The organism is Pseudomonas sp. Y5-11, assembly GCF_022368695.1.
Lineage (GTDB): Bacteria > Pseudomonadota > Gammaproteobacteria > Pseudomonadales > Pseudomonadaceae > Aquipseudomonas > Aquipseudomonas parakoreensis.
The window spans coordinates 6,470,201-6,484,188 of record NZ_CP058974.1 but is presented as its reverse complement, the minus strand read 5'-3'; the positions used below and the strand labels follow the sequence as shown (position 1 = coordinate 6,484,188).

The following is a 13,988-nucleotide window of genomic DNA, read 5'->3' as shown; positions in this document are numbered from 1 at the left end:
CTTCGGCAGCTCCTACAGCGGGATATCATTGAGACAGCTATTTGATCAGTGACCGGTGACGACTCGTGTGGTGCTTTCGGCATAGGTCGGGCCGAGCCGATCCAGTCGCCCGCTCCACGCCGTCAGCGCGAGCGCCACCAACACCACCAGCCCGCCGATCCATGCTGTGTGAATCAGGCCAAGGTGTTCGACGATCAGCCCGCCGCCCCATGCGCCACCGGCAATCCCCAGGTTGAACGCCGCGATGTTCAGCCCCGACGCCACGTCCACCGCCTGCGGCGTGTGATGTTCAGCCTGACGCACCACGTACACTTGCAGCCCCGGCACATTGCCGAACGCCACCGCGCCCCACACCAGCACCGTGGCCAGCGCCAGCCATGGGCTGCCGGCGGTGACGGTCAGTACGAACAGCACGGCGGCGAGCAGGGCGAAGATGATTTTCAGGGCGCTGATCGGCCCACGCTTGTCCGCCATTTTGCCGCCCCAGATATTGCCGGCCGCCACCGAGACGCCGTACACCAGCAGCACCAGGCTGACGGTACTGGCGCTGAAACCGGAGATGTCCTGCAGGATCGGCGCCAGGAAGGTGAAGGCGATGAACGAGCCGCCGTAACCGATCGCGGTCATGGCGTACACCAGCAACAGGCGCGGTTGTTTCAGCACTTGCAGTTGTTGCAACAGCGACGCCGGTTTGCTGTGGGCGATGTTGTTCGGCACATACAGCAGGCTGCCGATGAAGGCGATCACACCCAGCGCCGAGACCGCGAGGAAGGTTTCACGCCAGCCGAAATGCTGACCGATGAACGTGCCCAGCGGTACGCCGGTGACCAGCGCCACGGTGAGGCCGGTGAACATGATCGCAATCGCGCTGGCGGCTTTTTCCTTGGGCACCAGGCTGGTGGCGATGGTCGAGCCGATGGAAAAGAATACCCCGTGCGCCAGGCCCGTGACGATCCGCGCCAGCACCAGTGATTCATAACTGGGCGCCAGCCAGGCCAGCAGGTTGCCGAGGGTGAACAGCACCATCAGCGACAACAGCAACAGTTTGCGCGGGACTTTGCCGGTCAGGGCGGTCAGCACCGGCGCGCCAATGGCAACGCCCAGCGCATACAGGCTGACCAGCAGCCCGGCGGACGGCAGACTGACGCCGAGGTCGGCGCCGATGGTGGGTAGCAGGCCAACGATGACGAACTCGGTCGTCCCGATGGCGAAGGCGCTGAGGGTCAGCGCGAGCAAGGCAATGGGCATGACAGCACTCCGGTAGAGGTTTGAATGGAGCGCAGTGTCGGGGTTTGGCTCCTGCGGAAAAATACGGGGCCAGGTATTTGATATTTGCCGCTGACGCAAATATCCACAGTCTGCTGTGATCCCTGTGGTGAGGGGAATGCAGTGGGCACTGGGGTTATTCAGGCAAAAACCGAACTTGTCCGCCATTCACCGATCAGTTCCTTACTAGGTTCAGCCAAGAGGGATCGCAGTTTTGATCAAGTTCAGGATCGCCATTCTGCTGGGAGCGCTACTGTTTCTCGGCGCCAGCGAACTCGAAGCCGCTGCGCTGCCGGGGGTTCCGGCTGCCGCTGAAGAGCCGGCCAAACCCGAGCCGATTGTGCAGGGCGGTCTGCTCGGCGCGATCAGTTCGAGCATCGACGACGTGCAGGACAAACTCGACCTCAATGAACATCTGGTCGATGCCTGGCGCCTGCGTGCCGACCGCGCGGCGGACGAAGTCGACAAACTGGTCAACCAGCCGTCGAACCGGTCCGGCTGGAGCGTCGCCGGGGATTTCCTGATGTTGTCCGGCGTCTGGCTCGGCGCGTTTGCGCTGCTGACCGTGCTCGGCAGCCTGCTGGCCAAGCGGCTGAGTCAGGGCCGTTGGCTGCGGACCCGGCAGCGCAGTCAGGACCTGGTCGGCTACCTGCTGCCGTACACGCTGCCGGCGCTGATCTGTCTGCCGCTGACGCTGTACGTCAGCCACTTTCTGCAAGCCTCGGTGGGACGGGCGCTGGCGCTGTGTCTGGCGTACGCCACCAGCAGCGGTATTTTCTCCACTTCAATGTTGTTGTGCGTGGTGGTGATGTTCAACGTCGGGCACAAACGGCCTGCCGCGCGGATTATCCGCAACTACTGCCCGAAACCGCTGTTCCTGATCGGTTTCCTCGCGGCCCTCAGTGACGCGTTGACCAGCCCGCAGATCGCCCGTCAGCTGGGCGGCAACATCACCAGCAACGTCGCGGTGTTCACCGGGCTGATCGCCTCGATCATCTTCGGTCTGCTGGTGATTCGCCTGCGCCGGCCGGTGGCACATCTGATTCGCAACCGGCCGCTGGCCCAGCGCCTGAAGCAGCCGTCGTTGCAGGAGTCACTGCGGATTTTTTCCGGGCTCTGGTACTGGCCGATTGTGTTGATGGTGCTGGTCTCGGCAGTGAATCTGATCGGCATCGGCGAGGACAATCAAAAGGCTCTGCGCTGCGCGTTGTTCACCACGGTGTTGCTGATCGGCACGGTGTTCCTCAGCACCATCCTCCAGCACCTGTTCAAGTCGCGCAAAGCCGAAGCGATCCAGCGCAGCAGCGCTTACAAGGAACGCTTTCTCAGCCTGTTGCACGCCTTGCTGCGGATCGTCATTGCGGTTGCTTTCATCGATATTCTCGGGCGGATCTGGGGCGTTTCACTGCTCGAGTTCGCTCAGAGCAGTACGATCGGCCGGGCGATCAGCAACGCGTTGAGCAGCATCGGCCTGATCTTCCTCGTCACCTGGCTGTTGTGGGTGGTGCTCGACACGGCGATTCAGGAAGCGCTGAAACCACCGGTCAGCAAACGCTCGTCGCGCCAGCCCAGCACCCGGGTGAAAACCATCCTGCCGCTGCTGCGCAACGCAATCAAAATCATCCTGGTGGTGATCTGCGCGATCACCACCATGGCTAACCTGGGGATCAACGTCGCGCCACTGCTGGCCGGTGCCGGGGTGGTCGGTCTGGCCATCGGTTTTGGCTCGCAACAACTGGTGCAGGATGTGATCACCGGGCTGTTCATTATCATTGAAGACACGCTGTCGATCGGCGACTGGGTGGTGCTCGATTCCGGGCATGCCGGCACCGTCGAAGGCCTGACCATTCGCACCTTGCGCCTGCGTGACGGCAAGGGGTTTGTGCACTCGGTGCCGTTCGGTCAGATCAAGGCAGTCACCAACCAGTCACGCCAGTTTGCCTTCGCGTTTTTCTCGGTGCAGTTCACCTACGACACCGATGTCGACAAGGCCATCGAACTGATCCGCCAGACCGGCGATTCGATCCGTGAAGACCCGTTCCTCAAGTACAACCTGCAGGGGCCGCTGGATGTATTTGGCGTGGACAGGATGGACTTGAACGGCGTAGTGCTGACCGCGCAATTCCGTACCGTGTCGGGCGGGCAGTATGCGGTGAGCCGGGCGTTCAATCAGCGTTTGAAAAAGCTTGTGGATAACAGCGCCGAGGTGCATTTCGCGCAGACTTATCCACAGCAGGTTTTGTTGCCCAGGCGGCAGGGTGAGGGGGAATGGGTAGCGAGCGAGGTGCCACAAAAGTCGAGTACTTGATGGGCGGATTGTGTAGTGGGGTTTCCGGCCTCTTCGCGGGCAAGCCCGCTCCCACAGGGTTCTGGGTGATGTTGAAATAGTAGGCACACCAAAAATCATTGTGGGAGCGAGCTTGCTCGCGAAAGGGCCGGAACTGTCGACATCAATGCCGGATCAGCTTGCTACGCACCTGCTCCATGATTACCTGATCCAGCTCAGTCCAGAACACCTGCTTGCCGGCAATCTCGGCAGCAACCGGCAAACCATCTTGATACACCAGCCGATTACTCACCAACGCCGGCACTTTCGCCCCTGGCAACAACGTCCCTGCCAGGTTCAGCGGATCAACCCCGCACACCGCAACCAGACTGCCGTCATGCGCCCGCCGCCGTACCTCGCGCAGCAACGGAATCGCCTCGGTCAAGGCAAACTGCTCCCCCGCCAGACCACTGACAAAGCGCCCGCCGCGTATCTCGCCACGGGCCTCCAGCCGATGAAACGTGCGCAGCAATTCGCGCCAGCTCGGCAGCCAATCCGCTTCGCGCTCCAGCAGGCGCCAGAACACCACGCCATAGCGGCGCAGCAACGTCATGGCGACATGTTCGAGGGTTTCCGGTGACGCTATCTCAGCGCTTTCCTGCCGTGGCCCGCGGCGCAACAATGCCCAGCGCCCGGCATCGTCCATGCCACCGACAAACGCACCGCGCCCACGACGACTGCTGCGTTGCTGGCGCTTGCTCGCCGGGGTGATCAAGGCGCGCAAGCCGGCGAAGCTGTCGGCGTTTACCAGGCCGGCGCCGACCAGTTCCTGCAAGGCGATTTCCAGCTCGGTGCGCAGCAGATGCGCCTCGTGAATCAGCTCATCGAAAAACAGCGCGCCGTGCTGACTCAGCGCCTCATAAACCTTTTGCGTTTTGGGCGACAGTTCACTGACCGGCGTCTGCTCGGCCAGCGCACCCCACAAGCCGACCTGACTGCGCGGCAGCAGCACAATCGGCGTACTGCGCAACGCCGTGCCGCTGACTTTCTGTCGGGCGCTGAGGCGCGTCCACACCAGTTTGCCGTTGCGACACAGCTCATCAAGCCAGCTCGGCGAATAATCTTTCAGACGCGCCGGGAGAAGGTCGCTGTCCCACGCCGAAGCCGCTGCCGGGTAACCTTCGAACTGGCCGACAATCGCCGGCAGCACCGCGTGCCCCTGACCGCGCGTAGCAGCGGACAGGTGCTGCCAGTCGAACAGAAAGCGCATGAAATCCTGCAACGCCACCGGCTCGATTTCCCGGCGCAGACGCTTGACCGTGTAGCGATGAATGCGCGCCAGCAGATGCCGTTCGCACCATTCTTCAACTGCTTCGCCCGGAGTGAAATGACCACGCAGCACATAGCCTTCGCGCTCCAGCCGGGCGAGCGCTTGTGCGACTTGTGCAGTGGGCAGCGCCAGCGGCTCGGCAATTGCCGGGAGCGGCAGCGGGCCGAACGCACCGAGCCGTGCGCGGACCACTTCGACCAGCGCGTCCTCGAAGGTCCACGGCTCGTTGAAGCCGGGCAGAGCCTCCTGCGGCGGGTGTAGCGTGGCGTGTGGATAAAGCGCCTGCAGGCAGGTCAGGCGTTCGCGTGCCAGCCACAACGAGCCAGGCTGTGGATGTGTAGTGACTGTGAGGCCGTCTTCGCGAGCAGGCTCGCTCCCACAGTTGACGGTGTTCCAACGGGCGGAACGCGGTTGAATGTGGGAGCGAGCCTGCTCGCGAAGCGTTTCTTTTGCCGTTACTGGCGGAACGGCCAAGCGGCAGGCGCGACCGCTCGCAGTCAGCGCGTCAAGCCATTCGCGCCAGTGTTCGCCAGCCTGAACTTCAAGGTCGCTGACGCACGCCAGGCTCATCAGCGCCTCGTGCATTTCATCGACGTTGGCCGGCGTCGGCCACGCTTCCTCGCGCACCGCGTTGATGGCGTCGGCGTCCAGTGCCCCGAGATCATCGGTGGATTGCGGATCGCTCCAGCGTCGGTTGATCACCGCTTGGGTGCGGCGTTCTTCCAGCGGCGCATCGTCGAGAAAACTGTACGGCCGCGCGCTGAGAATTTCCGCCGCCAGCGGCGATGGTGCCGGCAGATCGCGGCTGATCAACCGCACCTCGCCACGCTCCATGCGCCGCAGCAGCGTGAGCCAGCCGTCGCTGTCCATGGCCTCGTGCAGGCAATCGTCGAGGGTCTGTTCCACCAGCGGATGCTCGGGAACCTCCCGCTCGCCGGCTAGGTTTTCCAGGCAGGCGATCTGATCGGGGAACACGCTGGCGATCAGGTCTTCGCTTTTCATCCGCTGCAATTGCGGCGCAACTTTGCGCCCGCCGGTAAAACGCGGCAACGCCAGCGCGACCCCGGCATTCCAGCGCCAGCGCACGCCGAACAACGGCGCGTCGAGAATTGCCTGAATCAGGATGTGCTCGGCGCTGTTGCTGTGCAGGTACCGCCAGACATCATCCAGTTCGAAACTGTGGCTGGTGGACAGCGACAGGACAATCGCGTCTTCGCTGGCGGCTGCCTGCAACTCGAAGTTGAACGTGCGGCAGAAACGCTTGCGCAAGGCCAGGCCCCAGGCGCGGTTGATGCGGCTGCCGAACGGTGAATGGATGATCAACTGAGTACCGCCGGACTCATCGAAAAACCGCTCCATCAGCAGCGTGTCCTGCGAGGGCAGGGCGCCGAGGGTCAGGCGAGCGCGGGCGAGATACTCCACCAGTTGTTCGGCGCTGGCACGGTTCAGGCCGAGGGTTGCGGTCAGCCAGTCGAGCGCCGGTTGCAGATCGCCGGGGCGGACGCCAAGCAGCTCGTCGAGGGTCGCTTGCAGGCGCGCCACCGCCGCCGACAATTCATCGCTGCGCCCCGGGGCTTCGCCGAGCCAGAACGGAATGGTCGGCGGCTGGCCCTGGGCATCCTCGACCCGCACCTTGCCGGTTTCCACCCGCAGGATGCGGTAGGAGGTGTTGCCGAGCTGGAACACATCACCGGCGATGCTTTCCACGGCGAAGTCTTCATTGACGCTGCCGATGTTCAGACCCTGCGGTTCGAGCAACACGCTGTAGTCGGCATTGTCGGGAATGGTGCCGCCACTGGTCACGGCGGTCAGTTGCGCGCCACGGCGGCCGCGCAGCGTGCGGCTGACGGCGTCGCGGTGCAGGTAGGCGCTGCGGATGCCCTGACGACCGTTGTAGCCTTCGGCGAGCATCGTCAGCAGCGCCTGATAGTGTTTTTCGTCGAGATCGCGGTACGGCGAGGCTTGGCGAAACAGCGCCAGCAGCGCATCTTCCGCCCATTCCCGGCAACTGACTTCGGCGATGATCTGCTGCGCCAGTACATCCAGCGGCGCTTCGGGTATGTGCAGGGTGTCGAGTTCGCCACGGCGCACGCAGTCGAGCAGCGCGGCGCACTCGATCAGGTCGTCGCGGGTGGTGGCGAACAAGCGGCCCTTGGGCGTGCCGCCGACCTGGTGCCCCGAGCGACCGACTCTTTGCAGAAACCCGGCAATCGAACGTGGCGAGGATATTTGGCAGACCAGGTCGACTTCACCGATATCGATGCCCAATTCCAGCGAAGCGGTGGCGATCAGCACTTGCAGCTCGCCGCGCTTGAGCCGCTGTTCGGCGTCGAGACGGGATTCCTTGGCCAGGCTGCCGTGGTGCGCGGCGACGGCGTGTTTGCCAAGGCGTTCGCTGAGGTGTCGGCTCAGGCGTTCGGCCAGGCGCCGGGTATTGACGAAAATCAGCGTGGTGCGATGTTCGCGGGCCAGTTCGGCGAGCCGGTCATAAACCAGTTCCCAAACATCGTTGGCCATCACTGCCGACAACGGCACCGGCGGCACTTCGATGCCGAGGTCTCGGGGGCGAGCGTGGCCGATGTCGATGATCTCGCAGGGGCGATCAGTCCCGACCAGAAACCGCGCCACGGCCTCGATCGGCTTTTGTGTGGCGGACAAGCCGATGCGGGTCAAGGGTTCGGCGCACAGCGCCTGCAGGCGCTCGAGGCTTAGCGCCAGATGACTGCCGCGTTTGCCGGCCGCGATGGCGTGGATCTCGTCGATGATCACCGTGCGTGTGTTGCCGAGCATTTTGCGTCCGGATTCGGAGCCGAGCAGCACGTACAGCGATTCCGGCGTGGTTACCAGAATGTGCGGCGCACTTTTGCGCATGGCGGCGCGGTCTTTCTGTGGCGTGTCGCCGGTGCGCACTGCCGTGGTGATCTGCAATTCGGCCAGGCCCATCTGGCGCAACTGCTCGCTGATTCCGGCCAGCGGATTTTGCAGGTTGATGCGGATGTCGTTGGACAGCGCCTTGAGCGGTGAAACGTAGACCACCAGGGTTTCGTCGGGCAGGCCCTCGGGGTTTTCCAGGCCACGGTGGACGAGGTCGTCGAGCACCGCGAGAAACGCGGTGAGGGTTTTACCGGAGCCGGTGGGCGCGGCGATCAGCGTCGAGCGGCGCTGGCGGATCAATGGCCATGCACGGGCCTGGGCGGCGGTGACCGACGGGAAGGTGCTGCTGAACCAGGCGCTGACGGCGGGGTGAAAGCCTGCCAGGGCGGCGTCCTTGGGGATGGGCAGATTCATGCTCAAGTTATGCGGGTGGGCGCGACAAGATGCAAGTACCGCTGGGGAGCTGCGCTGTTCATCAGGGCCTCATCGCTGGCTTGCCAGCGATGGAGCCAGTTGATTCAGCACAATTCCCGGCGATCTACACTTTACGGGTGACGGTTGCGCACTAAACCCGCAAAATGCAACGATTCCGGCAATTATCGATGACGGTGTCACCCGCACCGTCGCTAAAGCCATCGTTCCAATCAGACTGGGCCTGCTGACTCTATGCGAATGCGCCTTATGTTACTGGGCGGCGGAAATGCCCTTGGGCAGGCGCTGATTCGCCTCGGTGCGGAAGAAGACATCGGTTTCCTCGCCCCCCGCCCGCCAGAAGACGGCTGGGATGCCGCGAGCCTGACGCAACTGCTCGACGATACCCGTCCGGATGCGTTGATCAACCTCGCCTACTATTTCGACTGGTTCCAGGCCGAGACGGTCAGCGAAAGCCGTCTGGCCGGCCAGGAACGCGCCATCGAGCGGCTGGCCGAACTGTGCCAGCACCACAACATCATTCTTGTGCAACCGTCCAGTTACCGGGTGTTTGACGGTTCGCGGGCGACTGCCTACAGCGAAAAAGACGAGCCGGTGCCGCTGGGCCTGCGCGGCCAGGCGCTGTGGCGCATCGAGCAAAGTGTCCGCGCGACCTGCCCGCAACACGTGTTGCTGCGCTTCGGCTGGCTGCTCGATGACAGCCCTGAAGGCACCCTCGGACGCTTCCTCGCCCGCGCCGAACAGCCGGATGAATTGCTGATGGCCGATGATCGCCGGGGCAATCCGACCCCGGTGGACGATGCGGCGCGAGTGATCATTTCGGTGCTCAAGCAACTCGATTGCGCGGCGCCGCTGTGGGGCACTTACCATTACGCCGGCCACGAGGCGACCACACCGCTGGCGCTCGGCCAGGCGATTCTGACCGAAGCACGCAGCCTGCATCCGCTGGCGATCGAAGCACCGACCGCTCAGGCCCATGCCGCGCGGCCGGATGCCGCCGAGGAACCGCAGCACGCGGTCCTCGCCTGCAAGAAAATTCTGCACACTTTCGGGATCAAGCCTCGCGCCTGGCGCGCCGCACTCCCGGCTTTACTGGATAGGTTTTATCGTCATGGCTGAAGGCCCTGTTTTAATCACCGGCGGCGCCGGTTTCATCGGCTCGCACCTGACGGATGCATTGCTCGCCACCGGCCATTCGGTGCGGATTCTCGATGATCTGTCGACCGGCAAACGCGCCAACCTGCCGCTGGACAACCCGAAGGTCGAACTGATCGTCGGTGACGTCGCCGATGCCGCGCTGGTCGCGCAGGCCATGCAAGGCTGCAGCGCCGTTGCGCATTTGGCGGCAGTCGCTTCGGTGCAGGCGTCGGTGGACGATCCGGTGAAGACGCATCAGAGCAACTTCATCGGCACCCTGAATGTCTGCGAAGCCATGCGCCAGGCCGGGGTCAAGCGTGTGCTCTACGCGTCGAGCGCAGCGGTATACGGCAACAATGGCGAAGGCGAGTCGATTGACGAAGACACGCCAAAAGCCCCGCTGACTCCGTATGCCTCGGACAAACTGGCCGGCGAACACTACTTCGATTTCTATCGTCGCCAGCATGGTCTGGAGCCGGTGATCTTCCGCTTCTTCAACATCTTCGGCCCACGCCAGGATCCGTCCTCGCCGTATTCCGGGGTCATCAGCATTTTCAGCGAGCGGGCACAGAAAGGTCTGCCGATCACCGTGTTCGGCGATGGCGAGCAGACCCGCGACTTCCTCTATGTCGAGGATCTGGTCGACGTGCTGGTGCAGGCAATCGACAAGCCTGAAGTGGAAGTGGGCGCGATGAACGTCGGCTGGAATCAGGCGATGAACCTCAAGCAGATGTTGCAAACGCTGCAGGAAGTGGTCGGCGAACTGCCACCGGTCAGCTATGGCCCGGCGCGCGCCGGCGACATCCGTCATTCGCGGGCGAACAACGCGCGTTTGCTGCAACGTTTCAAGCTGCCAGAGCCGACGCCGATGCGTGTGGGGCTGGCGCGGTTGCTGGGACGCTAAATCGAAAAAACAAAAAAGGCGCCTTTGCAGGCGCCTTTTTTGTGGGCGGGGTATCGCTTTGACGCTTGTGCAATCCCTGTGGCGAGGGAGCTCGTCGAATCGTCGCACCGTCCCGCTCGACTGCGCAGCAGTCGCAAATTCAGTCAACGCGGTTTTTCTGAAGCACCGCTTTTGCCTTGTTCAGGGCTGCTTCGCAGCCCAGCGGGAGCAAGCTCCCTCGCCACATTAGCCCGCATTCACCACCACGCGAATGTTCGAATGTTGCTTAGAACTTGTAGCCCAGACCCACCATGTACACAAACGGATCGACATCAACATTCACCTTGGCACGGGTGCCCGGTGCCACGGCGTTGTTCTCGACGGTGGCGCGAGTATCGATGTCGATGTAGCGCACCTGGGCGTTGAGCATGATGTTGTCGGTCAGCATGTAGTCGGCGCCGACCTGCCAGGCCAGGCCCCAGGAGTTTTTCGCTTTGAAGTTGCTGAAGCCGTTGGACTGGGCTTCGCTGCCGACGTGCTCGTCGTAGATCCAGGTGTAGTTGATGCCGCCGCCGATGTAAGGCTGGAACGGCGATTTCGCATCCAGCGGGTAGTACACGACGCTGAGGGTGGGCGGCAGGTGTTTCAGGGTGCCGAGTTTGCCGTTGGCCGCTGGCAGTGCGGTGCCTTTGATTTTTACGTCATGCTCGAACGGCGAGGCGGCCAGCAACTCGATACCGATGTTGTTGGTCAGCATGTAAGCGAAGTTCAGACCCAGTTGGGTGTCGCTGCTCATGGTCGCCTTGCCGCCCAGGTTGGTGCCGCTCAACGGACCCTGATCGACTTTGACGCTGGAGCTGTCGGCCTTCGGGTTGACGGTGATCGCACCGGCGCGAACGATGATGTCACCGGCTTCGTGGGCGTGGGCGAGCGGGGCTGCGAGCGCGACTGCAAACAGCGAGGCGCTGAGCAAGGACTTGTTCATGGGAGCTCCAAAAGGACGTTAAAAATGTCTGATGTCCTATGGTATGAAGCCAACTGATACGGTCTTTTGACTCAGCTCAATGAAACAGTGATGCCCCGGTTTTTTGTGGAACCTTGGCCGGCCCCTTCGCTGGCAAGCCAGCTCCCACAGGTTTCGTTGGTGTTCAAAAAATCGGTGAACGACTCGATCACTGTGGGAGCTGGCTTGCCAGCGAAGGGGCCATTAAAAACATCACAGAAGTGCCGGAACTACTCCGGCAGCTCATACACATAAATCTTGTCCGCCGCCATCTGATACCCGGCATCCGCCAGTTCGCTGGTGGACGCCTTGACCTGCAGCGGTCCCTCGACCCAGTACGGCTGATACAGCTCGTCGAGCTTCACGCCCAGCTCGCTTTTCACATGCACGATCTGGTTCGACGGCGGTGGCGGCACGTGGATGCAGGCGCCGAAGTACGGCACCAGCAGGAAGTCGGTGGTGCGTCCTTCTTCATTGACTTCCAGCGGCACGATGTAGCCCGGCAGGCGGATGTTCTGCCCGTCGAGACTTTGCACGACCGGCGCGTTGGGCATGTCCTGTTTTGCCGCTGGCGCCGACTCGGCGGAGAGCGCGTCGCCCATCTTCGACAGGTCGTGCAACGGCGTCATGTTCGGCACCTCCGGCGCGGCGTCCGGCGGGATCATCTCCGACCAGGTCAGGTCTTTCGGTGCCGCTGCCCACACGGGCAGGGCGACCAGCAACAGCAGCGCAAGCACAGCGCGGGGCATGGTGAACATCCTCATAAACGGATCGACAGGCCATCGGCCAGGGATTGGCGATACGCGCGCCAGGCCGGCACGCTGCCCATCAGCAGCGCGGCCGCCAGAATGCCACCGAGCAGCGTCCATTCATACTCGCTCGGCCACGCCAGCGGCAGATACAGCCCGTAATTGGCCTGCACGTAACCCTGCGCGGCGGCGATGCCGAGGTACAGCAACGCCAGTCCGGCGATTACGCCGGTCAGTGCCAGCGCGAAAGCTTCCAGCACCAGCAGACTTGCGATGTGCCACGGTCGCGCACCGACCGAACGCAAAATCGCCATCTCCCGGCGGCGCTCGTTAAGGCTGGTGAGAATCGCCGTGAGCATGCCGATCAACCCGGTCAGCACCACGAACAGCGAGACCACAAACAGGGCCTTTTCAGCGGTGCTCATCAGGCTCCACAGCTCCTGCAAAGCCACGCCCGGGAGGATCGCCAGCATTGGCTCGCCCCGGTATTCATTGATCTCGCGTTGCAGGGCGAAGGTGGAAATCTTGCTGTTGAGGCCGAGCATGAACGCGGTGATCGCCTGTGGCGTCAGGTCCATGTTGCGTGCCTGATCCGCCGTGATCCGACCGTTGCCGCGTGCCGGCACGCCGTTGTGCCAGTCGATGTGAATCGCCTCCATGCCGCCGAGGCTGATGTGCAGCGTGCGATCTACTGGCGTGCCGGTGCGCTTGAGAATGCCGACCACGGTGAACGGTTTGTCATCGTGCTTGACCAGACTGATCGCCGCTACGCCGTGGGCCAGCACCAGTTGGTCGCCGAGCTTGTAATGCAGCGCTTCGGCGACTTCGGCGCCGAGCACCACTTCGAACGGATCGGTGGCAAACGCCCGGCCATCAGCCAGTTCCAGGTGCTGCTGACGACCGTATTGGTAATGCTCGAAATAGGCTTCGGTGGTGCCCATCACCCGGTAGCCGCGATGGGAGTCGCCGAGGGACATCGGGATCGCCCACTTTACCTTCGGGTTGCTGGCGAAATGTTCGAAGCTGTCCCAGCGAATGTTGTTGGTCGCGTTGCCGATGCGGAACACCGAGTACAGCAGCAGGTTCACCGAACCGGAGCGGGCGCCGACGATCAGGTCGGTGCCGCTGATGGTGCTGGCGAAACTGGCTTTGGCCTCGGTGCGCACGCGCTCGACCGCAAGCAACAGGCACACCGACAGGGCAATGGCGAACGCGGTGAGCAGGGCGGTGAAGCGGCGGTTGGCCAGGCTGGCCATGGCCAGACGAAACAGATACATCTCAGACCTCGGCAGACGTGGCGGCGCGATTGAGCTCGGCCAGGGACAGGTGACGGTCGAACAGCGGCGCCAGGCTCTGGTCGTGGCTGACGAACAACAGGCTGGAGCCGGCCTCGCGGCATTCGGCGAACAACAGACGAATGAAGTTTTCCCGGGCGTCGTAATCCAGCGCCGAGGTCGGTTCGTCGGCGATCACCAGTTCCGGCTGGCCGATCAACGCACGAGCGGCGGCGACCCGTTGCTGCTGACCGATCGACAGCGAATCGGCGCGACGGCCGAGGATGCTTTCATCCTTCAGACCCAGGTGGGCGAGCAGGGTGGCGGCAGCCTGGTCGACGCTGCCGTGGCGCTGTTTCGCCCGCTCGGCACGCAGCCTGGAGAAGTGGCAGGGCAACTCGACGTTCTCGCGTACCGAAAGAAACGGCAGCAGGTTGAATTGCTGGAAGATGTAGCCGGTGTGATCGACACGAAAGCGGTCGCGGGCGCCGGCACCGAGTTCGGTCAGTTCCTGGCCGAGCAGGCGAATGCTGCCGCGCCCGGGCTTCTGCACGCCACCGAGCAGGCCGAGCAGGGTGGTTTTGCCACTGCCGCTGGGGCCTTTGAGGAACAGGGTTTCGCCGGGCTCCAGGCGAAACGCCGGGATGTCCAGCAGCGGCGGGTGGCCGGGCCAGTTGAAGCCCAGGTCGGACAGTTCGATGAGTGCTTGGGTCATGGCACCAGTTTCATGTTTGATCACGGGCCCGTGTAGGAGCTGCCGAAGGCCGCGATCTT

The 13,988-nt window shown here is 63.1% G+C and carries 9 protein-coding genes; 3 read left to right on the top strand and 6 right to left on the bottom strand.

From position 1 onward, the window contains the following. Positions 1-45: 45 nt before the first annotated feature. Positions 46-1,248 carry an MFS transporter gene (locus HXW87_RS29205; RefSeq protein WP_182402650.1) on the bottom strand — a complete coding sequence of 401 codons (1,203 nt, stop codon included), beginning with the start codon at positions 1,246-1,248 and terminating at the stop codon, positions 46-48. Between the two features lie 232 nt (positions 1,249-1,480). On the opposite strand from HXW87_RS29205, the gene HXW87_RS29200 reads away from it, so the two are divergent. After that, positions 1,481-3,574, top strand: a complete 2,094-nt coding sequence (locus HXW87_RS29200) for a mechanosensitive ion channel family protein (protein WP_239778263.1) — start codon at positions 1,481-1,483, stop codon at positions 3,572-3,574. Positions 3,575-3,716: 142 nt separating this feature from the next. On the opposite strand, the gene HXW87_RS29195 is transcribed toward HXW87_RS29200, so the two are convergent. Beyond that, positions 3,717-8,150 carry a DEAD/DEAH box helicase gene (locus tag HXW87_RS29195; protein WP_239778262.1) on the bottom strand — a complete coding sequence of 1,478 codons (4,434 nt, stop codon included), beginning with the start codon at positions 8,148-8,150 and terminating at the stop codon, positions 3,717-3,719. Positions 8,151-8,402: 252 nt separating this feature from the next. Here HXW87_RS29195 and HXW87_RS29190 point away from each other — a divergent pair, with 252 nt between their 5' ends. Beyond that, a complete protein-coding gene (locus HXW87_RS29190; protein WP_041074483.1) occupies positions 8,403-9,287 on the top strand; it encodes a sugar nucleotide-binding protein in 885 nt (294 codons plus the stop codon). Next, on the top strand, positions 9,280-10,209 hold the full coding sequence (locus tag HXW87_RS29185) for an NAD-dependent epimerase/dehydratase family protein (protein ID WP_047296876.1): 930 nt from the start codon (positions 9,280-9,282) through the stop codon (positions 10,207-10,209). Before HXW87_RS29190 ends, HXW87_RS29185 begins: the two co-directional genes overlap by 8 nt. A gap of 265 nt (positions 10,210-10,474) precedes the next feature. Here the strand turns inward: HXW87_RS29185 and HXW87_RS29180 are convergent, their stop codons facing one another. The 4 genes from HXW87_RS29180 to HXW87_RS29165 all read right to left on the bottom strand — a co-directional run bounded on the left by HXW87_RS29180 (position 10,475) and on the right by HXW87_RS29165 (position 13,929). Further along, on the bottom strand, positions 10,475-11,173 hold the full coding sequence (locus HXW87_RS29180) for an OmpW family outer membrane protein (RefSeq protein WP_041074487.1): 699 nt from the start codon (positions 11,171-11,173) through the stop codon (positions 10,475-10,477). 248 nt (positions 11,174-11,421) lie between these two features. Next, positions 11,422-11,940 (bottom strand): DUF3299 domain-containing protein, encoded by a 519-nt coding sequence (locus tag HXW87_RS29175; protein ID WP_047296927.1) that lies wholly within the window; start codon positions 11,938-11,940, stop codon positions 11,422-11,424. Between the two features lie 11 nt (positions 11,941-11,951). Further along, positions 11,952-13,217 (bottom strand): ABC transporter permease, encoded by a 1,266-nt coding sequence (locus tag HXW87_RS29170; RefSeq protein ID WP_108183943.1) that lies wholly within the window; start codon positions 13,215-13,217, stop codon positions 11,952-11,954. 1 nt (position 13,218) lies between these two features. Continuing rightward, on the bottom strand, positions 13,219-13,929 hold the full coding sequence (locus HXW87_RS29165; protein WP_003228669.1) for an ABC transporter ATP-binding protein: 711 nt from the start codon (positions 13,927-13,929) through the stop codon (positions 13,219-13,221). Positions 13,930-13,988: the final 59 nt, after the last annotated feature.

Bases quoted from the DNA above. Each gene is read 5' to 3' on its own strand.
- HXW87_RS29175 (WP_047296927.1), bottom strand. From the start codon at position 11,940: ATGCCCCGCGCTGTGCTTGCGCTGCTGTTGCTGGTCGCCCTGCCCGTG.
- HXW87_RS29205 (WP_182402650.1), bottom strand. From the start codon at position 1,248: ATGCCCATTGCCTTGCTCGCGCTGACCCTCAGCGCCTTCGCCATCGGG.
- HXW87_RS29190 (WP_041074483.1), top strand. From the start codon at position 8,403: ATGCGAATGCGCCTTATGTTACTGGGCGGCGGAAATGCCCTTGGGCAG.
- HXW87_RS29195 (WP_239778262.1), bottom strand. From the start codon at position 8,150: ATGAATCTGCCCATCCCCAAGGACGCCGCCCTGGCAGGCTTTCACCCC.
- HXW87_RS29165 (WP_003228669.1), bottom strand. From the start codon at position 13,929: ATGACCCAAGCACTCATCGAACTGTCCGACCTGGGCTTCAACTGGCCC.
- HXW87_RS29170 (WP_108183943.1), bottom strand. From the start codon at position 13,217: ATGTATCTGTTTCGTCTGGCCATGGCCAGCCTGGCCAACCGCCGCTTC.
- HXW87_RS29180 (WP_041074487.1), bottom strand. From the start codon at position 11,173: ATGAACAAGTCCTTGCTCAGCGCCTCGCTGTTTGCAGTCGCGCTCGCA.
- HXW87_RS29185 (WP_047296876.1), top strand. From the start codon at position 9,280: ATGGCTGAAGGCCCTGTTTTAATCACCGGCGGCGCCGGTTTCATCGGC.